The following is a 20,009-nucleotide window of genomic DNA, read 5'->3' as shown; positions in this document are numbered from 1 at the left end:
TGTAAAGCTGGAAACCCAACTCCAATTCGTCTAGAATGGGCGTATGAACGGTGAAGAAGCGGCACAGGGACCAAGGAAAGGGAGGGGGATGCATAGGCGAGCCCTCATCATCTTTGTGGCTTGGATTCTGTTTACTGCGACCGTATTGGCGATCGGACTGCCCATCGTGCACCAATCCATCCAGAAAAGCGGAGTCCTCAACTTGCTGGGCACAGCCTCAGAAGGGCCAAAGGCGCAGACACAATCGGTGAGCGTCTGGTTCTTCACCGCGGACAGGACGATACGGGCCTTCCGCCAAAGACAGCAACGCAAGGGAGGTTCGGCCTACCATGACACGTTCGAGAGTTTGCTTGGGGGTCCCGATCTGCAGGCGCTCAAGGAAGGCGCTGTCTCCTCGATCCAGAAAGGGACCAGACTCATCGGCCTCACCCTCTCTAACAAGGTGCTCTTTGTAGACATCAGCAAGGAGTTTCTCCAGAGCCCCGACCTTGATGGCGCCTACGAACAGCTCAGAAGGACCGCAACGGGTTTCCCCCAGGTCAAGGATCTGGTCCTGCTCATTGAGGGAGAGAGATTTGCCCTGCCAGCCGTTCGGTGAAGGTAGGAAGGTCCCACCCCTCACCTTTCTTCAGCAGAGCCAAGAACTCACTGTTGCCCTTGTGTCCTGTTATGGGACTCAATACCAGGCCATGGAAACCTACCCCTTCCTCAGCAAGAAAGGAGTAGACTGTCAGCATGACCTCCTCCAAGAGTCCGACATCGGTGATGACACCGGTAAAATTCTCCAAATTCTTGGGTACCTCGAACTGAGGCTTGATCAGCGATACCAGCCAGGTATCCCCGCATAGGGACAGGATATGGGAAGCGGCCTCTCCAATGGAGCGGAACGACAGGTCACACACCGCAGCCTCTGCCGGCGGATCGAGGCCTTCCAGCGTCATGATATTCTGTTTTTCATGGACATGGACCCTGCCATCGGTCCTGAGTCGCCAGTCAAGCTGGTTGTAGCCGACATCGACACTATGGACCAAGCTGGCCCCTCTCTGGAGAAGGCAGTCGGTAAACCCACCGGTGGACGAGCCCGCATCGAGCATGACAAGACCCTCGACGGAAAGGCCGAAGGCATCCAGGGCCTGCTCAAGCTTGAAGCCCCCACGGGAGACATACTTCTCGAAGCTTAGGGAAAGGGTGCTGTCCTCAGCGAACAGCTGTTTGGGATCGGTAGAGAGCTCCCCATTGGCATAGACATTCCTGCAGGCAATGAAGGCGGTGAGCTGGTCTTTGGTGTACGCTGTCCCATACTGCTGAGCGAGCAACTGCAACAACGGCCTCTTCCTCTGTTTCATCAGATGAGGAAATTCCTGCTGAAGCGTTCAATCTTCAGGGCATTGCCTGTCGCACTCTCCACCGTAATACAGACTCCTTGCAAAACAGGAGGTGTATCTGCGATCTCGCTACGCATGGGCATCTGGGTCAGCTGCCGGGCTATCGAGATCCCAGGATCAGATCCTATGACACTCTCAGAGGGACCACAAAGGCCGATGTCGGTGATGTAGGCACTCTTTTGCGGAAGGATCTTCTCGTCGGCGGTCTGCACATGGGTGTGTGTCCCTACCATGGCAGAGATCTTTCCATCCAGGTAGAGGCCGAGGGCCTCTTTTTCCTCCGTATTCTCCGCATGGAAGTCCACGAAGATCAGGGGGGTCTGCTTGCGGAGTTTCTGCACCTGCTCCAGCCCAATCCTAAAGGGGCAGTCGATCGAAGGAAGCTGCATGCGCCCCTGGAGGTTGAGCACTGCGACCTTGGTCCCCTTCACATCCACCACCACCGACCCATGGCCAGGAGCCTGGGGCGGGTAGTTGGCAGGGCGAAGCAACCGCTTCTCGCTATCAAGATAGGGGCGCAGGTCATCCTGTTGCCAGATATGGTTTCCACTGGTGATGACATCGACGCCCAAGGAAAAAAATTGTTCCATAAGAGATGCCGAAAGGCCAAAGCCATTGGCTGCATTTTCGCCGTTGACGATGACCATATCAGCACGATAGTCCTTGACCAGGGAGCCAAGGCCCATAAAAAGCGCCCTGCATCCGGGTTGTCCGCAGACATCCCCTAGCAACAGGGCCACAAACGTTTTCGTATCAGACACTCTCTACCCTACCTAGCATACTCGACGACCCTCATCTCTCGGATGATGGTCACCTTGATCCTGCCAGGGTACCGAAGCTCAGCCTCAATGCGACTGGCGATCCCCTTGGCAATATCCTTGGCCCCGTCATCAGAAACTTGGTCGTTGTTGACCAGAATCCTCAGCTCGCGACCTGCCTGGATGGCAAAAGCCTTATCCACGCCGGCAAAACTCTCAGCAATATGCTCAAGGGATTCGAGCCTCTTGATGTAGTTGTCCAACGTTTCACGACGTGCACCGGGGCGCGCGGCACTGATGGCGTCAGCAATCTGGACGATGACCGCCTCGATGGTGGTCGGTTCGGTATCGTTATGGTGGGCAAGGATCGCATTGACAACCCGGGGATCTTCCCCAAGCCTCTTTGCCATCTCAGCTCCAAGCTCAGCATGGTTGGCATCACTTTCGGTCTCGATACCCTTACCGATGTCGTGCAACAGGCCAGCCCTCATGGCTAGTTCGCTATTCGCCCCAATTTCGCTCGCTATCATTCCGGAGAGGATTGCGACCTCCTTGGAGTGGTTGAGCACATTCTGGCCATAGCTAGTCCTGAAGTAGAGTCTACCCAAAGCACGGATGGTTTCAGGTCCCATATTGTGCACACCAAGCTCAAAGATGACTTTTTCGCCTTCATCAGCGATAATCCGTCCAATTTCCTTGGTAACCTTGTTGACCACTTCCTCGATTCGGGCTGGGTGGATCCTTCCATCCTGAACCAACCTTTCCAGGGAGACACGGGCAATTTCCTTGCGAACAGGATCAAAACAGGAGATGACAACAGCCTCAGGGGTGTCGTCAATGATGACATCCACACCCGTCAGGGTCTCGAGGGTACGGATGTTCCGGCCTTCCCGGCCGATGATCCTTCCCTTCATCTCATCACTTGGCAAACTCACAGAACTAATCGTCACATCACTGGTAACCTCAGTAGCAAGGCGCTGTATTGAGGTAATGATAACATCACGGGCCTTCTTGTCTGCAGAAAGCTGGGCTTCCTGTTCGATCTTGTTGACCATCAACTGTCCATCACGTCGAGCTTCGTTGTACATGCTCTCCATGATCGAATTCTTAGCCTCTTCCGAGCTCATGCTTGCTATGCGTTCAAGTTCAGTAATCAGGCTGCCCTCTTTGGCGACAACCTCAAGTTCTTTTTGGGCAAGACCAGCTTCCCTTTCTCCCAATTGCTTTCTGATAGCATCCAATTCTGATTGCTTATGCTCGAGGTTCTCCTCTTTCTGCAAGAGTCGTCGTTCAGAGCGTTGCAATTCACTTCGCCTTTCTCTAGCTTCCCGTTCCTGCTGTTGTTGTTCTTTCAACAACAGGTCACGAGTCTCAAGCAAAAGCTCTTTGCTTTTTGCTTCCGCTTCCTTTATTGCTTCCTGATTCAGTCGTACAGCTCTCTGTTCGACCGAGGTAAGCTTAAATTTCGCATACAGCCAACGGCTTAACCAACCTAAGATGATACCAATAAAACAACTAAGGAGGATTGTTAGTATAAGATTCATATACTACCCCCTATTGTAATGTTACAATCATACGAATGGATGTAGTACTTGTCAAGGCACATCTTGTCAAGAATCTTGGCTATAAGTATATATATCCTGACAATTTGACATAATTCCATCCCATAAAACCTCACAGGAACACCATAAAACAGAAAAAACCGCTGTCATTACAACAGCGGCTTAGCCCTTTCGGGCAGTACGTTTGGTGAAGGTGCGCTAGCGAGTCTTGTTTGTCCTCTTTTGCACGCTTCTCAGCAACATTGGCCTAGGCCTCTGTGCTTGTCGCAGCTTTTTTGGAAGCTACTTTATCTTCTGCTTTTGCAGCAGCTTTCTCAGCCTTCTTGCTAGCCTTCTTATCGGGCTTAGCGGTTTTCTCCACCAGCTCGAGGATGACCATTTCAGCTGCGTCGCCGAGACGGTTGCCGGTCTTCAGGATGCGGGTATAGCCGCCCTTCCGTTCAGCAAACATGGGAGCGATCTCTGTGAAGAGTTTTGCAGCGATAGCCTCGTCAGCGATATCCCTTGCGATCTGACGGCGGTTTGCAACGCTGTCGGTCTTTGCACGGGTAATCATCTTCTCAGCCATTCTACGAACTTCAAGAGCCTTTGACTTGGTGGTCTCGATCCTTTCATACCTGAAAAGGGAGGTCACCATGTTGCGCTTCATTGCTTTCCTATGTGAGGAGGTCTTGTTCAGCGCATTGAATCCAATCCTATGCTTCATTCTCTTCTTCCTTGTTCCCTGGTACTCTGATTGCTGTCTTCAAAACGCTATAGTCTGTCATCCCAAGGCTGAGATTCCATTCCTTTAGCTTGTCCTTGATTTCAGAAAGACTCTTCTTACCAAAGTTTCTCGTCTTAGCAATCTCTTCCTCAGTCTTCTTGGTCAGATCCCCAATAGTTCTGATGTTGGCGTTCTTGAGGCAGTTGCTGGACCTTACGGTCAGCTCCAGTTCCTCAACAGAGGTATTGAGAATCTTCCTGACTCTCTCTTCCTCTTCATCTACCTCATCATTGCTACTGATCAGAGTCTCATCGAAGTTGATGAAGATCTGGAAGTAATCCTTCGCAATCTTCGCAGCTTCAGCCAAGGCATTCTGAGGAACAATAGTTCCATCGGTGTAGATTTCCAGTGTGAGCTTGTCATAATCACTACGATAGCCAACACGGGTGGGTTCAATCGAATACTTTACGCGAGTAACCGGTGAGAAAGTGGAATCGATGGGGATAGTCCCAATCTCTTCTATGTACTTCTCGTTGATTTCAGACGGGACATAGCCCCTACCAAGGTCTATCTGCACTTCCATTTCGATGTTGGCATCATCCATCATCGTAAAGAGTACCAGATCCTTGTTGGTGATCTCAACCTGGTCACGCTCGAAGTTTGCACCTGTCACAACGCCAGGGCCCTTGCACTCAATGAGGAGGTTAGTCCCCTCCGAGTCCTCAGGCATGCTGATCTGCAGCTTCTTCAAAGCAGCAATTATGTCGGAGATATCCTCACGGACTCCGGGTAGCTGCTCGAATTCGCTCGAGATCATATGAGGGACACCATCTTCATTGAAGCTGGTGAACTTCACAGCAGTGACGGCATACCCCTGGATAGATGAGAGAAGCACCCTTCGCAGCGTATTGCCGATTGTGGTTCCAAAGCCTCTCTCAAAGGGATAGGCAATAAACCGGCCATAATTAGGCTCTACTGCGTTGTGTTCAAAGGTAATCCCCTTGGGCTTCTTAAAGCCCTTCAGAAGGTTTTTGCGTGCCATGGTTACTCCTTATCTGGAATACAACTCGACCACCAGCTGCTCGTTAATCTTTTCGAGTTCGGTGACTTCACTTCTTCTGGGAACAGCTACGAAGGTACCCTTCATGGCATCCGCATCCAAGGTCAACCACTGGTAGACTCCGGACTTGGTGTATTCCTTCAGATTTTCCTTAATCGTAAGCATCTTCTGTCCGTGTGGGCCTACAGAGACAACGTCACTGGGCTTCAGGCGGTAGGAAGGGATGTCAACGCGCTTGCCATTTACCAGAACGTGTCCATGGTTAATGAGCTGGGCGGCCTGGCTACGACTGCTTGCGAAATGCAAGCGGAATACCACGTTGTCAAGTCTGCACTCAAGCAACATGATGAGGTTTTCACCAGTCTTTCCAGGGATTCTGACAGCTTCGTCAAAGGTCAGCTTGAACTGTTTCTCAAGCATGCAATAAGTTCTCTTGAGCTTCTGCTTCTCACGAAGCTGAAGACCATAGTTGGTTGGTTTCTTGGCACGGGCCCGGGGGTCCTTTCCAGGAAGTCCAGTAGCTTTGGGATCATTCATCGGACATTTGCCGGAATGACATCTTTCGCCCTTAAGGAACAACTTAGTCCTCTCGGCCCTACAATATCTGCATTTAGGTCCTGTGTATCTTGCCATTTGTCCTCTAGCTCCTCATCAGACTCGTCTACTCTTACGAGGTCTGCATCCATTGTGCGGGATGGGTGTAACGTCACGGATAGACCGGACCTTCAACCCAAGAACGCCCAAAGTACGAATAGCACTCTCACGTCCGACACCGGGCCCCTTCACAAACACGTTCACTTCCTGAAGTCCGGAATCCATAGCAGCCTTGGCTGCTTTCTCAGCGGTGGTCTGTGCTGCATAAGGAGTGGACTTCTTGGCTCCACGGAATCCAAGGCCGCCTGCGCTGGCCCAGGACACTGCATTACCATTCAGATCGGTAACAGTGACAATGGTATTATTGAAAGTCGCCTGAATATAGACGTTTCCTTCATATACCGTTTTCTTCACTTTACGTTTAGTTTTAGCCATTTATTACCTGCTCCTTATTTCTTCTTAGACGCAACGGTCTTCTTCTTACCCTTGCGAGTACGGGCATTGGTCTTAGTCCTCTGACCGCGTACGGGAAGACCCTTACGATGACGAAGGCCGCGGTAGCAACCAATGTCCATAAGGCGCTTAATATTTAGAGCGACTTCTGTTCTCAGACGTCCCTCAACCTTGTACTCTTCCTCAATGACCTTACGAAGTAACGCAAGGTCATCATTGGAAAGGGTGTTGATGTTCGTATCAGGGTTGATGCTCGTCTTTTCGCAAATATCAACCGCTGAAACCCTGCCGATACCGTAAATATAGGTCAAGGCAATTTTAGCTGCCTTGTTCGGCAAATCTACACCTGCAATTCTCGCCATTCATGGCCTCCTGAATTTCTCTTATAGAGTTGGAAGGCTTGCGCCGAACCCTGTTATCTCTGTCTCTGCTTGTGCTTGGGATTTTCACATATGATGCGGACAACCCCATTCCGTCTGACTACTTTGCACTTGTCACAAATCGGTTTGACACTTGCTCTTACTTTCATGTTCTAGCTCCTAAGCCTAAATGTGTTTTGACTTCTTGCTACCCACACTGAACCCATCGTAGTGGTGCATTTTCATAACACCTTCTATCTGTCTCATGGTGTCCAGGTCAACGCCTACCAAGATCAGGAGGGACGTTCCACCGAACAACATAGCAACCGACGAAGGGAAGTTAAAGAACTTCTGTACCAGCGTAGGGATCAGGGCGATGAAAGCCAAGAAAACAGAGCCAGGGAGAACTATGCGGTTGAGAACCCTTGTCAGGTACTCTTCCAGCTTTTCGGACCGGACACCAGGTACGGAACCACCATTCTCACGAATCTGCTTGGCCATCTCAACCGGGTTCAAAGACACCTGGGTATAGAAGAAAGCAAACGCTATGATCAACAGGGTGTAGATAAACAGATAGGGGGCACCCTGTGGATTAAGCCAATTGGAAAAGGCAGCAAGCCACCTTACCTCTGGTCCCAACGTAGTCGCAATCTGCAGCGGGAATGAGAGCAATGCAGAAGCAAAGATTACAGGAATAACGCCTGAGGGGTTGACCTTGAAGGGGATATAGGTACTCTGGGCACCATACATCTTTCGGCCTACCACACGCTTAGCGTAGTTCACGGGAATCTTTCTCACACCCTGCTCTTCATAGACGACAAGCGCCACGACCACAATAAACATAACAAAAACCACAAGGACTACAATCGGGTTCAGGACGCCTGCGGAGACATTCTTGAACAGGGTTGACATTGCCGAGGGGATTCTTGCCACAATACCGGCGAAGATCAACAGGCTGATACCGTTTCCGATACCCCACTGGGTGATCTTGTTGCCGAGCCAAATCAAAAGCATGGAACCTGCGGTAACCGTAAGCATGGCCATCAGGGTAAAGGGAACCTTACCGATGGTCATCACTCCTGGGATGGAGTTTGCATAAATGGTGATCACATATGACTGAATCAGACATACGAGGATCGTACCATATCTGGTATACTGCTGGATCTTCTTATGGCCTGACGGATCCTGAGCCAACTTCTTCAGCGAAGGCATGACCAGCATCAACAGCTGCAGAATGATCTGCGTGCTGATATAGGGCATGACACCAAGCATAAACAAGGAGAAGTTGGAAAAAGCGCCGCCGGAGAAAAAGTTCAAATACTCTGTGAGTCCGATGTTGGAACTATTACTCTGTGAAAGAAAATACAGTTTCAGAACTTGAGGATCAATCCCTGGAATGGGTATCACTGTCCCGACCCTGCTGGCGATCAGCAGGCCCAGGGTAATGAATATCTTCTTCCGAAGATCCTTAATTCTATACATCTCAACTAAGGAGTTTGCCATAGAGCCCTTCTTTGTTATCTGATTTCGCCACCCGCAGCAGTAATCTTTTCGATTGCGCTTGCGGAAACCTTCAATCCATCAATGATCACCTTTTTGGAAAGCTCACCATTGCTCAGGATTTTCGCCTGAACATCATGACCTTTCACCACACCGATGTCCTTAAGGGCATCAAGGGTAACCACATCACCATCTTCGAAGTTGGCGGAAAGAACATCGAGGGATACAACTGCATACTCCTGTTTGAACTTACTATTAGAGAAACCTCTGCGCGCGACACGGCGATACAAAGGGTTCTGCCCACCTTCAAAACCAAGACGGACACCACCACCTGAACGGGAGTTCTGCCCATCATGACCTCTACCACAGGAGCGACCCTTAGAGGCGTTTCCGCGACCTACGATAGTCTTCTTGGTAGTAGCACCAATTGGTGCTTTAATCTGACCCATCTTACATCTCCTCGACTTTCACAAGGTGTGATACGACACGAACCATCCCAAGTGTGGAGGGTGTGGCATCGTGTACCACCGAGCTAGAAATCTTGCCAAGCCCAAGAGCCTTAACAGTTTTGCGCTGTACAGGAAGGGTACTTGCAACACTCTTCACTAGGGTAACTTTGATCTTCTTTACATCAGCCATCGTCTTAACCCCACATCTCGCTCAGGGATTTGCCCCTGTTCTTTGCTATGCTCTTTGCATCAAAAAGATGCTCGAGTCCATCAAAAGCGGCCTTAACGGTGTTGATTGAGTTCTTGGAACCGAGGGACTTGCTCAGGATGTCAGTAATACCACAAGCTTCACAGATTGCACGCACAGGACCGCCGGCGATAACACCGGTACCAGGAACTGCGGGGCGGAAAAGGACGCTTGCACTCTTGAAATTGCCTACGATTTCGTGAGGAATTGAAGTCCTCTTCATAGGAATTGCAATCATGTTTACCTTGGCACGATCGACAGCCTTTCGGATAGCTTCGGTTACATCATTTGCCTTACCAAAGCCATACCCAACCTTGCCTTTCTGATCGCCAACAACAACCAGGGCTGAGAAAGAGAACCTTCTACCACCCTTAACTACTTTGGCGACACGGTTCAGCTTGATCAGTTTTTCAACATAACCATCGCTCTTGTCTTTATCTCTTACTCTAGATCTTTCCACAGTTTCCCCCTAGAACTTTACGCCGGCTTTGCGGGCGCCGTCTGCAATGCTCTTGACGATCCCGTGGAAAAGGTAGCCGTTACGATCGAATACACAAGTGTCAATATTCTTCTCAAGCATTCTCTTTCCAATGAGTTCACCAAGCTTTGCTGCATCTTCAACATTGTTTTTCAAGCCTTTCAGTTCACTTTCAACAGTGCTAGCTGCAATCAAGGTTGCACCAGCTACATCGTCAATGACCTGAACATACATGTGGGTGTTGCTGCGAAACACACTCATCCTCGGCCTGCTAACAGTACCGGTGATTCTCTTTCGAATATGGTGCTTACGACGTGCAAGCTTTCTTCTCTTATCGATAACTCTATTCATCTCTATTACCTACCCACTATTTCTTTGCAGAAGCGGACTTGCCGGCTTTACGACGGATTACTTCATTATCATACCGAATTCCCTTGCCCTTGTATGGTTCTGGACCACGCAGTGAGCGGATTTCAGCACAAGTCTGACCAACAAGTTGCTTATCGATTCCACTGATTGTAACCTTGGTAGGTCCATCAAGAGTGGCCGTAATCCCTTCAGGAACCACAAATTCGATCAAAGTAGAATACCCGAGGTTGAGTGTCAGAGCCTTGCCTTTCAGTTCGGCTCGATATCCAACACCGTTGATGATCAAAGTCTTGGAGTAACCTTTGGAAACCCCAATAACCATGTTGCTGACCAGCTGTCGGTACAAGCCCTGATAGCTATTGGCTGCCTTGGATGCATCCACAGGGGCAACCGTTATTTGGGTACCCTTGTTATCAATCACAACCTCAGGCCTATAGGAGCAACTGAGTTTCCCCTTAGGACCTTCAACCATGACAACACCATCGGCAACGGCAACTTTAACCCCTGCAGGTACTACGATTGGCAATTTTCCAATTCTGGACATTCTTTACCACCTTACCATATCGTGCAGATCAGTTCGCCACCGACCTTATTCTCAGTAGCCTTCTTACCGGTAATGATACCTGTAGAAGTGGAGACTACTACGACGCCATGTCCGTTGTACACACGGGGCATGTCACGATAACCGGTATACACCCGGCGACCGGGAGTAGACACACGTGTAATGCCATGGAGTACAGGACTCTGATTGTCGTCATACTTCAAGAAGACGCGGATGAAAGAGATTCCATCTTTGGTTACTTTCTTGAAATTCTTGACGTACCCTTCATTTTTCAGAATCTTCACAATCTGAAGCTTCATCTTTGAAGTGGAAATATCTACTTTCTCATGCTTAGCTAGGCTAGCATTTCTGATTTTTGTCAGCATATCAGCAACTGGATCACTTACAGCCATTTTTCTCTCCTACCAACTAGATTTGGTAACACCAGGAATCTGGCCTTCACTAGCCAATTTGCGGAAGCAGATCCTGCACATCTCGAACTGGCGCATATAGCCACGGGGTCTGCCGCAAATTCTGCAGCGGTTGACTTGCCGGGAACTGAACTTAGGCACTCTGTTTGCCTTAACGATCATTGATTTTTTTGCCATCTGTCTCTACCCCTTATTTGCTGAAGGGCATGCCAAGCTTCTGTAGCAGGGCAAAGCCTTCTTCATCGGACTTAGCGGTCGTCACAATGGCAATATTCAAGCCGCTGACACGCTCGATCTTGTCGAAGTCAATTTCAGGGAAAATAATCTGCTCGGTAATTCCGAGGGAGTAGTTTCCATGTCCATCAAAAGCGTTAGCCTTAACACCTTTAAAGTCCTTGACACGGGGAAGAGCAATGCTGACCAGCCTTTCCAGGAAGATCCACATGTTATCACCGCGGAGAGTGACCATGGCTCCAATTTCCTGCCCTTCACGAACCTTAAAGTTAGCGATGGACTTTCTGGCCTTGGTCTTCAGCACATGCTGACCGGTGATTTGCTCGAGTTCCTTGACGGAAGCATCGAGAAGCTTCTTGTTTACAATTGCTTCACCGACGCCAACGCTGACGACGATCTTCTCCAGGGTAGGTACCTGCATTGTTGAGGTATAGCCAAGTTCGGTAAAAAGAGCCGGGGCTACACTCTCAAGATATTTTGTCTTGAAATTAGGTATGAACTTTTCCATTAGATCACTTCCCCGGTTTTTTTAGCAAAGCGGACTTTGTTACCGTTCTCATCGAACTTGTAACCGATCCTGGTTGCAACGCCTTTTGAGGTGACGAATGCCAAATTGGATACATGGATCGGTGCCTCAATTTCCATGATGCCGCCCTTATCCTGGGGGTTTTTCTTCTTCATGGTTTTTTTGACCATGTTTGCACCCTGGACGACGACCCTCTCACTTTCACGGTCTACCTTTACGATCTTACCAGTCTTACCTTTGTCTTTTCCAGCAAGAATCTTTACGGTGTCGTTCTTCTTAAGCTTCATGTGCACACACTCCTACAACACTTCCGGCGCGAGTGAAACGATCTTCATGTAGCGCTCTCTGAGCTCTCTTGCTACTGGTCCGAAGATACGCTTGCCGCGCGGGTTATTGTTGGCATCGATAATAACACATGCGTTATCATCGAACCTGATATAGGTACCGTCAGGTCTGCGGTATTCCTTCTTTGTCCGAACAATGACGGCTTTCATGACGTCACCCTTCTTAATGGACCCATTGGGCAGTGACTGCTTAACAGCAACCACGATGATGTCACCGACTCCGGCAACATAACGGTGACTACCACCAAGAACCTTAATACACTGTACCTTCTTGGCTCCACTATTGTCCGCAACATTCAAATAACTCTGCATCTGTACCATAACGTCTCTCCTGTTTACCGAGCACGCTCGACAATCTGAACGAGACGCCAGCACTTGTCTTTGCTGATGTGGCGGCATTCGGTAACACGTACTGTATCACCGATATTGGCCTCGTTGTTTTCATCATGTGCCTTAACCTTTTTAGTGGTAGTCACATACTTCTTGTACAGTGGGTGCAGCCTTCTTGTTGCAATGGATACGACGATAGTCTTTTCCATCTTGTCGCTGACCACCTGTCCAGTAAAACTTTTCTTATTAGCTTCCATCTAAATCGCGCTCCCTTAGTTAGCCGCTTTCCGAATTCCGAGGGCATATTCGTGGATGAGGGTGTTCACGCGAGCGATGTTCCTCCTGATCGTACGAACAGCAAGCGGATTTTCTACATGTCCGAGTACTCTTCCCATGCGAAGGTTGAGATGCTCCTTATGAAGGGCTTCCTTTTTTGCAACCAGTTCGTCAAGGGTCAAATCTTTGTATGAATTTTTCATAATCTCACTCCACTTCCCTTCTGACAACGAATTTCGTCTTGATCGGGAGTTTTGAAGCTGCAAGGGTAAGAGCCTCACGAGCCAACGCCTCATCTACACCGCCCATCTCAAACATGACGGCACCTGTCTTGACAACGGCAACCCAACCTTCCGGTGCACCCTTACCTTTACCCTGTCTTGTTTCAGCGGGCTTCTTGGTATAGGGCATGTCAGGGAAAATCCTGATCCAGACCTTACCACCACGCTTAATGTGACGGGTCATGGCAATACGAGCGGCTTCAATCTGGCGGTTTGTGATCCACTTGGGCTCAAGGGCCAACAAAGCAAAATCACCAAACGCGATTGTTATGCCACGGTGTGCTACACCATCAGTGGTTCCACGCTGCTTCTTTCTATACTTTACTCTCTTTGGACTAAGCATGGCCTACTAACTCCTTGTCTCAATGCCTTCGGACTTAACGGGTTTCCTTACAAGTCCACCAGCATCTTCTTTGACTGAACGATCATAGATCTCGCCATTGAATACCCAAACCTTAACGCCAATGGCGCCGAAGGAAGTGTTCGCAGTCGTGAATCCATAATCAATATCGCTTCGGAGGGTATGGAGAGGTACACGACCTTCCTTGACCCACTCGGAGCGAGCGATCTCAGCGCCACCGATACGACCAGAACATCTGATCTTGACACCCTGTGCACCACTCTGCATTGCCTTGGTAACAGCCATCTTCATAGCTCTGCGGAAGGATCCGCGAGATACAAGCTGCTTGGCAACGTTGGCGGCGATCAGCTGGGCATCGGCCTCAGGTTTCTTGATCTCCTTGATCTTGATCTGAACCTTCTTGTTGGTAAGCTTCTGGAGTCTGGTCCCGAGCTTCTCAACGTTTGCACCCTTGCTACCAATAATGATGCCAGGGCGGCTGGTTGTGATCACGATAGTAATGCGCTGTGGCTTCCGGATGATTTCCACATCCGAAATCTCAGCACCCTGGACTTCAGGGCATTCGATCAAAGCCTTTCTCAGCTTCAGATCTTCATGCAGTGTGTCCGCATACTCCCTGGGATCCACATACCACTTGGATTTCCAGGTCTTGTTGACTCCAAGACGGAGTCCGATCGGATTAACTTTCTGGCCCATTTATTCCCTCACGCTTGCTTTTTCGTCAACGACGACGGTAATGTGTGACATCCTCTTGAGGAGAATATCCCGTCTCCCATGGGATCTCGGCCAGACTCTCTTGAGCCTCGGACCCTCGTTAACTTGCAATTCCTTGATCACAAGGTTCTCTTCATCGAGCTTCTTGTTCTGATCAAGTGCATTTGCACAAGCGGATTGCAAAACTTTGAGTATCAGGCCAGAACCTTTCTGGGGCATGGCTTCAAGGATTGCAAATGCTTCCGCACAAGACTTATTCCGAACAAGATTAGCTACGGGGCGAACCTTTGAAGGTGATACCATCAGATACTTTGCAGTTGCTGAATAACCTTTTTTATCTTCCATCATTGTACCCATCTCGTTTAGCCGACCTTTTTGTCGGAAGCTGTATGACCGCGGAAAATTCTGGTTGGGGAGAACTCGCCGAGCTTATGCCCTACCAGGTTTTCAGTCACATATACAGGAATCCATGTCTTTCCGTTATACACGGAAATGGTGAACCCTACCATTTCAGGGATGATCGTGGAACAGCGGGAATAAGTCTTGATCATCTGCTTCTGATTAGTCTTGAGAGACTCCTGAATCCTCTTATAAAGTTTTTTCTCAATAAAAGGACCTTTTTTGATTGATCTAGCCACTTTCTACTCCTACTTCCGTTTCTTTACTATGAATGCACCAGAAGGCTTCTTCTTGGAGCGGGTCTTTCCACCCTTAGTCGGCTTACCCCATGGGGTTACAGGGTTACGTCCGGCTGCAGTCTTACCTTCACCACCACCATGTGGGTGATCGACAGGGTTCATTGCAACACCTCGTACCTTAGGCCTTCTTCCAAGGTGGCGACTAGCACCAGCCTTACCAAGACTGACATTCATGTGATCTTCGTTACCAAGCTGCCCGAGGGTAGCGTAGCATTCCCCAAATACCATGCGCATTTCGCCTGAAGGGAGTCGGAGGGTAACATAGTCGCCTTCCTTCGCAACAACAGTAGCGCCAAGACCTGCTGAACGAACAAGCTGTCCGCCACGGCCAAGAGTAAGTTCAACGTTGTGTACGCTCAACCCAAGAGGAACGTTCTTCAGGGGAAGAGCATTGCCGCTTGCAATGGGTACTTCAGGACCGGAAAGCACCGAGGTGCCAACAGTCAGTCCCTTTGGAGCGATCATGTAGCGCTTCTCGCCATCAGCATAGAACACCAATGCGATATTTGCGCTGCGGTTTGGATCGTATTCGATGGTTTTGACAATACCGGGAATACCATATTTGTCGCGCTTAAAGTCAATAATACGATAAGCACGCTTGTGGCCACCGCCTCTACGGCGAACGCTGATGCGCCCATGACTATCACGTCCAGCTTTCTTGTTCAAACTGGTAGTAAGTGATTTCTCGGGCTTGCTGGCAGTCAGCTCGCTGAAGACCAATGTGGTCTTCTGGCGAAGGCCGGGAGTATTTGGCTTGTAAGTTTTTAGAGCCATAATTCCAAGTTCTCCTTATACGCCTTCGATGGCCTGGATGGTATCACCCTTGGCCAGGGTTACGACAGCCTTCTTCCAGTCACCGGTGTTACCAAGGATGCTACCACCCTTACCGCGTGAATACTTAGGCTTGCCTTTTACGATCATCACATTACATTTAACAGGTTCAACATCAAACAGCTCTTTGATGGCTGCCATGATCATAAACTTGTTGCTGTCCATATGGACCTTGAATGTGTACTTCTTTGTCTCACCTTCACGAGCGATGTTTGATTTCTCACTCAGGATGGGTTCAATGATTAACTGGTCTGCTCTCATATCTGGTCCCCCTATTTATCGCCGTAGAATTCGTTAAGATTCTTGGCGGCGGTTTCCAGAACCAAGACCTTTCTTCCATACAGAAGTTCCTTAGCGGAAAGTCTATTGTAGGAAAGGACGCGTAGGTACGGAATATTTTTCGCAGCACGGCGCATCATTACATCATCATCCTTAAGGATAAGGATCGTTCTGGTCTCGTCTTGCACAAAATTCTTGATGATTGCACTCAGATCCCTGGTCTTGCCAGACTCTGTGGTAAAATCCTCAACAACAACAAGTCGATCCTCCAGGATTCCCAGTGAGAGAAGGCTCTTCATAGCAAGGCGCTTCACCTTCTTGGGAAGCACATAGCTATAGTCGCGGGGCTTAGGTCCGAAAATCGTACCACCACCAACCCAAATCGGGGACTTCTTGTCACCGGCTCGAGCATTACCCGTTCCCTTCTGCTTATAAGGTTTGGCGTTGCTGTAGTGAACTTCAGCTCGACCCTTTGTGCATGCAGTACCGACGCGGCGGTTTGCAAGCTCATTGTTAACGGCATGATAGATACATCCATCACTGACTTCGCGGTTGAAGACATTGTCGTTCAACTCGATGGTCCTGACTTCCTTGCCGTCGATAGAAAAGACTTTGGTTTCCATATTATCTCGCCCCTACTTCTTTATCGCTTTCTTGACGATGACGACACTCTGGGCGGGACCAGGGATCGCTCCCCTTACCATAAGGACCTGCATCTCTTCATCGACCCGTACGACCTTCAGATTCTGCACGGTCATCCTCTCGTTACCCATATGGCCAGCCATACGGTGGCCCTTGAAGGTGCGGCCAGGAGTTGATGACATTGCTGTACCACCGATATCTCGGTGAAACTTCGAACCGTGGGATGCACGTCCACCCTGAAAGTTATGACGCTTCATACCGCCGGCAAAACCTTTACCTTTGGTAGTCCCAGTGACATCCACAAAAGTGGTGTCCTTAAATATATCCACGCCCAACACTTCGCCGACCGTAACCTCTTTATCGAAATTACGGAACTCTATTACATTCTGCTTCGGTTCACAGATATCTGTGAACTGACCAGCATACGGCTTGGTGACAGTGCTTTTTTTCTTGTCGACAGAACCAAGAACCGCGGCTTCATAGCCGTTCTTGTCTTCAGTCCGCTCTGCGACAACAACATTGCCCTCAATTTTTATAACCGTCACGGGTGTCAGCCTGCCTTGCGCATCAAACACCTGTGTCATTCCAACTTTTTTGCCGATAAGCCCTAACATCTCTTACCTCAACTCTCTTACTGTTTAATCTCTACATCCACACCGGCAGGGAGCTCAAGCTTCATGAGGGCATCCATGACTTTTGATGTAGGATCCAAAATGTCAATTAACCTTTTGTGGGTTCTCATCTCGAACTGTTCGCGAGATGTTTTATTGACAAAGGGCGATCTCAGGACAGTGTACTTATTGACACGAGTCGGGAGAGGGACAGGACCTGACACAGTGGCGCCAGCCCTGACAACAGTTTCTACAATTGCTTTTGAGCTCTGTTCTACAAGCTCAATATCAAAGCCTCTCAACCTTACCCGAATTCTTTCTTTAGCCATAATTCCTCCAAAAAACGGGTCTTGCCAGCATCTCTTTGATGGTGGCAAGACATTCGCAACAAACCTTACTGTACGAGCTCGGTAACCTGACCAGAAGCAACGGTCCTACCACCTTCACGAATAGCGAAGCGGAGTCCCTTGTCCATGGCGACAGGGTGAATGAGTTCTACGATGATATCGGTGTGATCCCCGGGGAGAACCATCTGCTTGCCTTCAGGAAGGTTTACAGTACCGGTGATATCTGTGGTTCTGAAATAGAACTGTGGGCGATAACCACCGAAGAATGGGGAGTGACGACCACCCTCTTCCTTGCTCAGTACATAGACAGTACCAAGGAACTTGGAGTGAGGAAGAATGGACTTTGGCTTTGCCAGAACCTGGCCGCGCACAACGTCTTTCTTGTCAACACCACGGAGCAGTGCACCAATGTTGTCACCAGCCTGACCTTCGTCGAGGAGCTTGTTGAACATTTCAATACCAGTTACAACGGTTTCCCTGTTGTCCTTGATACCGATGATGGTTACAGGATCGTTGATCTTGACGATACCGCGCTCAATACGACCAGTTACTACAGTACCACGGCCAGAGATGGAGAACACGTCTTCAATCGGCATCAGGAAGGGCAGGTCAACTGCACGAGCCGGAAGAGGAATGAAGCTGTCCATAGCTGCAAGCAGCTCATCGAGGCACTTGGTCTTTTCGGGATCGTCTGGGTGGTTCATTGCTTCATAGGCAGAACCGCGAATGATTGGTGTGTTTGCACCATCAAAACCCTGAGCGGTGAGCAGGTCGCGCATCTCTTCCTCAACAAGGTCAATGAGTTCAGGATCATCTACCTGGTCACACTTGTTGATGAAGACGATAATGCAAGGAACACCGACCTGACGAGCGAGCAGCAAGTGCTCCTTGGTCTGGGCCATTGCACCGTCGGTGGCGGCAACAACGATAATTGCACCGTCCATCTGGGCAGCACCGGTAATCATGTTCTTGATGTAGTCAGCGTGTCCCGGGCAGTCTACGTGAGCGTAGTGCCTGTTGGTGGACTGGTATTCAACGTGTCTGGTGTTGATTGTGATACCGCGCTCTTTTTCTTCAGGGGCGTTGTCAATTGCATCATAAGCAAGTGCCTTATCGCCAAACAACTTAGCACAATGCATGGTAATTGCTGCAGTAAGTGTGGTCTTACCATGGTCGACGTGGCCGATGGTGCCTACGTTTACGTGTGGCTTCGTCCTCTGAAATTTCTCTTTTGCCATCATTTCCTCCTTGTGACGTTCTATTAACTGTCACAATCAAAAAATTAATATGTGCTCATAAAGGCACAAAGCCTTTACCATTTCTGTTGAGACAAACTAATTTTGTGGAAACAAATTGCTAAAGAGGATTCCAGAGGTCGGCAGGCATGGGAGAACCCATCCGGTCGACATAGTATAAGTTCAAAAAAAACTTCTTACTTCCTGAAAACCACCTTATCATTGTATTCCAATAATCGGTTTGGCTCTTCATAGTACCGCTAGGCATGCCTAAATACGGACACCTTTTGCACTATATGCGAAAAGGTGTTTTTGTGTCAAGCAATTATGCCTAATTCCATTAATATAAACAAAAACCGGCCGCCTTATTACCAGCAACCGGTTTTATGGGCAATACAGGACTACCAGCGGTAGTGACTGAAAGCCTTGTTGGCTTCTGCCATCCTGTGTGTATCTTCCTTCTTTTTGAAGGCAGCACCAGTCTGGGCAAATGCATCGAGGAACTCAGCACCAAGCTTTTCGCTCATGCTGTGGCCGTTTCTCTTGCGGGCAGCAGCGATGATCCAACGCATGGCCAAGGCCTCACGACGGTTATCGCGGATTTCCACAGGAACCTGGTAGGTAGCACCACCGACACGGCGGCTCTTTACCTCAACGACCGGCTTGACGTTCTCAAGACCTTTCATGAAAACATCCAAAGGCTTCTCGCCTGACTTCTCACCCATGGTGGCCATGGCCTGGTAGATGATCCTCGTGCTGATGGACTTCTTTCCGTCCTCCATCATGCGGCGGATAAACTTCTCGACCACTACGCTACCGTAGACTGGATCTGGCAAAACTTCCCTGACGGGAGCAGTTGTTCTTCTAGACATAGTTTTACTCCCTCATCAAGCCTTAGGCTTTTTCGCGCCGTACTTGGAACGGCTTCTCTTGCGATCTGCTACACCCAAGGTGTCTTTAGCACCACGGACAATGTGATAGCGGACACCAGGAAGGTCTTTTACCCTTCCACCGCGGAGCAGCACAACAGAGTGCTCCTGCAGGTTGTGCCCGATACCGGGAATGTAAGCAGTTACTTCAATGCCATTGGAAAGGCGCACACGTGCAACCTTACGAAGGGCAGAGTTTGGCTTCTTCGGAGTAACGGTCATGACCCTAGTGCAAACACCGCGCTTCTGGGGACAACCGGCAAGGGCAGGAGACTTTGTCTTGTTGGCAACGCTCTTCCTTCCCTTTCTGATCAGCTGATTAATAGTAGGCATCTTATCGATACACTCCTTATTCTTTTCTGATCCACCACCTCTCACTAAAGCAGGGACCTGTGCCACCCAACGGGCAGCACGTCTATGTAAAATCCGTTTCCAGCATGGACACGACAATATGTTTCATAACGAAGGACGTCAAAGTC

At 49.3% G+C, this 20,009-nt stretch carries 35 protein-coding genes; 1 reads left to right on the top strand and 34 read right to left on the bottom strand.

Features of this window, described 5'->3' with window-relative positions; all coding sequences use genetic code 11:
- Nucleotides 1-43: 43 nt before the first annotated feature.
- The gene (locus ROJ03_RS00290) at nucleotides 44-598 is read left to right on the top strand and encodes a GerMN domain-containing protein (RefSeq protein WP_313724975.1); all 555 of its coding nucleotides are present in this window, start codon (nucleotides 44-46) and stop codon (nucleotides 596-598) included.
- On the opposite strand, the gene ROJ03_RS00285 is transcribed toward ROJ03_RS00290, so the two are convergent.
- The 34 genes from ROJ03_RS00285 to rpsL form a co-directional block, all read right to left on the bottom strand.
- A complete protein-coding gene (locus ROJ03_RS00285; protein WP_313724974.1) occupies nucleotides 558-1,346 on the bottom strand; it encodes a TlyA family RNA methyltransferase in 789 nt (262 codons plus the stop codon). The genes ROJ03_RS00290 and ROJ03_RS00285 overlap by 41 nt on opposite strands.
- Entirely contained in the window at nucleotides 1,346-2,146 is an 801-nt protein-coding gene (locus ROJ03_RS00280; RefSeq protein WP_313724973.1) for a TIGR00282 family metallophosphoesterase, read from the bottom strand. Before ROJ03_RS00280 ends, ROJ03_RS00285 begins: the two co-directional genes overlap by 1 nt.
- Nucleotides 2,147-2,154: 8 nt before the next feature.
- Entirely contained in the window at nucleotides 2,155-3,687 is a 1,533-nt protein-coding gene (rny, locus tag ROJ03_RS00275) for a ribonuclease Y (protein WP_313724972.1), read from the bottom strand.
- Between the two features lie 265 nt (nucleotides 3,688-3,952).
- Nucleotides 3,953-4,411 (bottom strand): 50S ribosomal protein L17, encoded by a 459-nt coding sequence (rplQ, locus tag ROJ03_RS00270; protein WP_313724971.1) that lies wholly within the window; start codon nucleotides 4,409-4,411, stop codon nucleotides 3,953-3,955.
- Nucleotides 4,401-5,453 carry a DNA-directed RNA polymerase subunit alpha gene (locus ROJ03_RS00265; RefSeq protein WP_313724970.1) on the bottom strand — a complete coding sequence of 351 codons (1,053 nt, stop codon included), beginning with the start codon at nucleotides 5,451-5,453 and terminating at the stop codon, nucleotides 4,401-4,403. Before ROJ03_RS00265 ends, rplQ begins: the two co-directional genes overlap by 11 nt.
- A gap of 9 nt (nucleotides 5,454-5,462) precedes the next feature.
- Nucleotides 5,463-6,104, bottom strand: a complete 642-nt coding sequence (gene rpsD / locus ROJ03_RS00260) for a 30S ribosomal protein S4 (RefSeq protein ID WP_313724969.1) — start codon at nucleotides 6,102-6,104, stop codon at nucleotides 5,463-5,465.
- An 18-nt stretch (nucleotides 6,105-6,122) separates the two neighbouring features.
- Nucleotides 6,123-6,500 (bottom strand): 30S ribosomal protein S11, encoded by a 378-nt coding sequence (gene rpsK, locus ROJ03_RS00255; RefSeq protein WP_313724968.1) that lies wholly within the window; start codon nucleotides 6,498-6,500, stop codon nucleotides 6,123-6,125.
- Between the two features lie 14 nt (nucleotides 6,501-6,514).
- A complete protein-coding gene (rpsM, locus tag ROJ03_RS00250; protein ID WP_313724967.1) occupies nucleotides 6,515-6,880 on the bottom strand; it encodes a 30S ribosomal protein S13 in 366 nt (121 codons plus the stop codon).
- A 53-nt stretch (nucleotides 6,881-6,933) separates the two neighbouring features.
- Nucleotides 6,934-7,047, bottom strand: a complete 114-nt coding sequence (rpmJ, locus tag ROJ03_RS00245) for a 50S ribosomal protein L36 (protein ID WP_198890382.1) — start codon at nucleotides 7,045-7,047, stop codon at nucleotides 6,934-6,936.
- Between the two features lie 16 nt (nucleotides 7,048-7,063).
- Complete coding sequence (secY, locus tag ROJ03_RS00240; protein ID WP_313724966.1) at nucleotides 7,064-8,380, bottom strand: preprotein translocase subunit SecY; 1,317 nt, start codon at nucleotides 8,378-8,380, stop codon at nucleotides 7,064-7,066.
- 14 nt (nucleotides 8,381-8,394) lie between these two features.
- Nucleotides 8,395-8,826, bottom strand: a complete 432-nt coding sequence (gene rplO, locus ROJ03_RS00235) for a 50S ribosomal protein L15 (RefSeq protein ID WP_313724965.1) — start codon at nucleotides 8,824-8,826, stop codon at nucleotides 8,395-8,397.
- A gap of 1 nt (nucleotide 8,827) precedes the next feature.
- Entirely contained in the window at nucleotides 8,828-9,016 is a 189-nt protein-coding gene (gene rpmD / locus ROJ03_RS00230; protein ID WP_313724964.1) for a 50S ribosomal protein L30, read from the bottom strand.
- 4 nt (nucleotides 9,017-9,020) lie between these two features.
- Nucleotides 9,021-9,533: a 30S ribosomal protein S5 gene (gene rpsE, locus ROJ03_RS00225; protein WP_313724963.1), complete on the bottom strand. Its 513-nt coding sequence runs from the start codon at nucleotides 9,531-9,533 to the stop codon at nucleotides 9,021-9,023.
- Between the two features lie 9 nt (nucleotides 9,534-9,542).
- On the bottom strand, nucleotides 9,543-9,902 hold the full coding sequence (gene rplR, locus ROJ03_RS00220; RefSeq protein ID WP_313724962.1) for a 50S ribosomal protein L18: 360 nt from the start codon (nucleotides 9,900-9,902) through the stop codon (nucleotides 9,543-9,545).
- A gap of 16 nt (nucleotides 9,903-9,918) precedes the next feature.
- Complete coding sequence (gene rplF / locus ROJ03_RS00215; protein WP_313724961.1) at nucleotides 9,919-10,464, bottom strand: 50S ribosomal protein L6; 546 nt, start codon at nucleotides 10,462-10,464, stop codon at nucleotides 9,919-9,921.
- Nucleotides 10,465-10,475: 11 nt separating this feature from the next.
- Nucleotides 10,476-10,874, bottom strand: coding sequence for a 30S ribosomal protein S8 (rpsH, locus tag ROJ03_RS00210; RefSeq protein ID WP_313724960.1), 399 nt, complete (start codon nucleotides 10,872-10,874; stop codon nucleotides 10,476-10,478).
- Between the two features lie 9 nt (nucleotides 10,875-10,883).
- Nucleotides 10,884-11,069 (bottom strand): type Z 30S ribosomal protein S14, encoded by a 186-nt coding sequence (locus ROJ03_RS00205; RefSeq protein WP_313724959.1) that lies wholly within the window; start codon nucleotides 11,067-11,069, stop codon nucleotides 10,884-10,886.
- Between the two features lie 13 nt (nucleotides 11,070-11,082).
- Complete coding sequence (gene rplE / locus ROJ03_RS00200) at nucleotides 11,083-11,634, bottom strand: 50S ribosomal protein L5 (RefSeq protein ID WP_313724958.1); 552 nt, start codon at nucleotides 11,632-11,634, stop codon at nucleotides 11,083-11,085.
- Complete coding sequence (gene rplX, locus ROJ03_RS00195) at nucleotides 11,634-11,939, bottom strand: 50S ribosomal protein L24 (protein ID WP_313724957.1); 306 nt, start codon at nucleotides 11,937-11,939, stop codon at nucleotides 11,634-11,636. The genes rplE and rplX overlap by 1 nt, the downstream gene beginning before the upstream one ends.
- Before the next feature lie 12 nt (nucleotides 11,940-11,951).
- Complete coding sequence (gene rplN, locus ROJ03_RS00190) at nucleotides 11,952-12,317, bottom strand: 50S ribosomal protein L14 (RefSeq protein WP_313724956.1); 366 nt, start codon at nucleotides 12,315-12,317, stop codon at nucleotides 11,952-11,954.
- 14 nt (nucleotides 12,318-12,331) lie between these two features.
- The gene (gene rpsQ, locus ROJ03_RS00185; RefSeq protein ID WP_313724955.1) at nucleotides 12,332-12,583 is read right to left on the bottom strand and encodes a 30S ribosomal protein S17; all 252 of its coding nucleotides are present in this window, start codon (nucleotides 12,581-12,583) and stop codon (nucleotides 12,332-12,334) included.
- A 15-nt stretch (nucleotides 12,584-12,598) separates the two neighbouring features.
- Nucleotides 12,599-12,805 carry a 50S ribosomal protein L29 gene (rpmC, locus tag ROJ03_RS00180; RefSeq protein WP_313724954.1) on the bottom strand — a complete coding sequence of 69 codons (207 nt, stop codon included), beginning with the start codon at nucleotides 12,803-12,805 and terminating at the stop codon, nucleotides 12,599-12,601.
- Nucleotides 12,806-12,809: 4 nt separating this feature from the next.
- Entirely contained in the window at nucleotides 12,810-13,226 is a 417-nt protein-coding gene (gene rplP / locus ROJ03_RS00175) for a 50S ribosomal protein L16 (protein WP_313724953.1), read from the bottom strand.
- Between the two features lie 6 nt (nucleotides 13,227-13,232).
- Nucleotides 13,233-13,940: a 30S ribosomal protein S3 gene (gene rpsC / locus ROJ03_RS00170; protein WP_313724952.1), complete on the bottom strand. Its 708-nt coding sequence runs from the start codon at nucleotides 13,938-13,940 to the stop codon at nucleotides 13,233-13,235.
- Nucleotides 13,941-14,303, bottom strand: coding sequence for a 50S ribosomal protein L22 (rplV, locus tag ROJ03_RS00165; RefSeq protein WP_313724951.1), 363 nt, complete (start codon nucleotides 14,301-14,303; stop codon nucleotides 13,941-13,943).
- 17 nt (nucleotides 14,304-14,320) lie between these two features.
- Nucleotides 14,321-14,596, bottom strand: a complete 276-nt coding sequence (gene rpsS, locus ROJ03_RS00160) for a 30S ribosomal protein S19 (protein WP_313724950.1) — start codon at nucleotides 14,594-14,596, stop codon at nucleotides 14,321-14,323.
- Between the two features lie 9 nt (nucleotides 14,597-14,605).
- Complete coding sequence (gene rplB / locus ROJ03_RS00155; RefSeq protein ID WP_313724949.1) at nucleotides 14,606-15,430, bottom strand: 50S ribosomal protein L2; 825 nt, start codon at nucleotides 15,428-15,430, stop codon at nucleotides 14,606-14,608.
- A 15-nt stretch (nucleotides 15,431-15,445) separates the two neighbouring features.
- Entirely contained in the window at nucleotides 15,446-15,748 is a 303-nt protein-coding gene (gene rplW, locus ROJ03_RS00150) for a 50S ribosomal protein L23 (RefSeq protein ID WP_313724948.1), read from the bottom strand.
- 11 nt (nucleotides 15,749-15,759) lie between these two features.
- Nucleotides 15,760-16,389, bottom strand: coding sequence for a 50S ribosomal protein L4 (gene rplD / locus ROJ03_RS00145; RefSeq protein WP_313724947.1), 630 nt, complete (start codon nucleotides 16,387-16,389; stop codon nucleotides 15,760-15,762).
- Nucleotides 16,390-16,401: 12 nt separating this feature from the next.
- Nucleotides 16,402-17,022, bottom strand: coding sequence for a 50S ribosomal protein L3 (rplC, locus tag ROJ03_RS00140; protein WP_313724946.1), 621 nt, complete (start codon nucleotides 17,020-17,022; stop codon nucleotides 16,402-16,404).
- Nucleotides 17,023-17,039: 17 nt separating this feature from the next.
- Nucleotides 17,040-17,348, bottom strand: coding sequence for a 30S ribosomal protein S10 (gene rpsJ, locus ROJ03_RS00135; protein ID WP_313724945.1), 309 nt, complete (start codon nucleotides 17,346-17,348; stop codon nucleotides 17,040-17,042).
- Between the two features lie 65 nt (nucleotides 17,349-17,413).
- Nucleotides 17,414-18,604, bottom strand: coding sequence for an elongation factor Tu (gene tuf / locus ROJ03_RS00130; RefSeq protein ID WP_313724944.1), 1,191 nt, complete (start codon nucleotides 18,602-18,604; stop codon nucleotides 17,414-17,416).
- Nucleotides 18,605-19,002: 398 nt separating this feature from the next.
- Nucleotides 19,003-19,473 (bottom strand): 30S ribosomal protein S7, encoded by a 471-nt coding sequence (gene rpsG, locus ROJ03_RS00125; protein WP_313724943.1) that lies wholly within the window; start codon nucleotides 19,471-19,473, stop codon nucleotides 19,003-19,005.
- Nucleotides 19,474-19,488: 15 nt separating this feature from the next.
- Nucleotides 19,489-19,863: a 30S ribosomal protein S12 gene (rpsL, locus tag ROJ03_RS00120; RefSeq protein ID WP_313724942.1), complete on the bottom strand. Its 375-nt coding sequence runs from the start codon at nucleotides 19,861-19,863 to the stop codon at nucleotides 19,489-19,491.
- Nucleotides 19,864-20,009: the final 146 nt, after the last annotated feature.

The sequence above is a fragment of the Sphaerochaeta sp. PS genome (assembly GCF_032144095.1).
Taxonomy (GTDB): Bacteria; Spirochaetota; Spirochaetia; order Sphaerochaetales; family Sphaerochaetaceae; genus Sphaerochaeta.
This window is presented reverse-complemented; position numbering and strand designations above follow the sequence as displayed.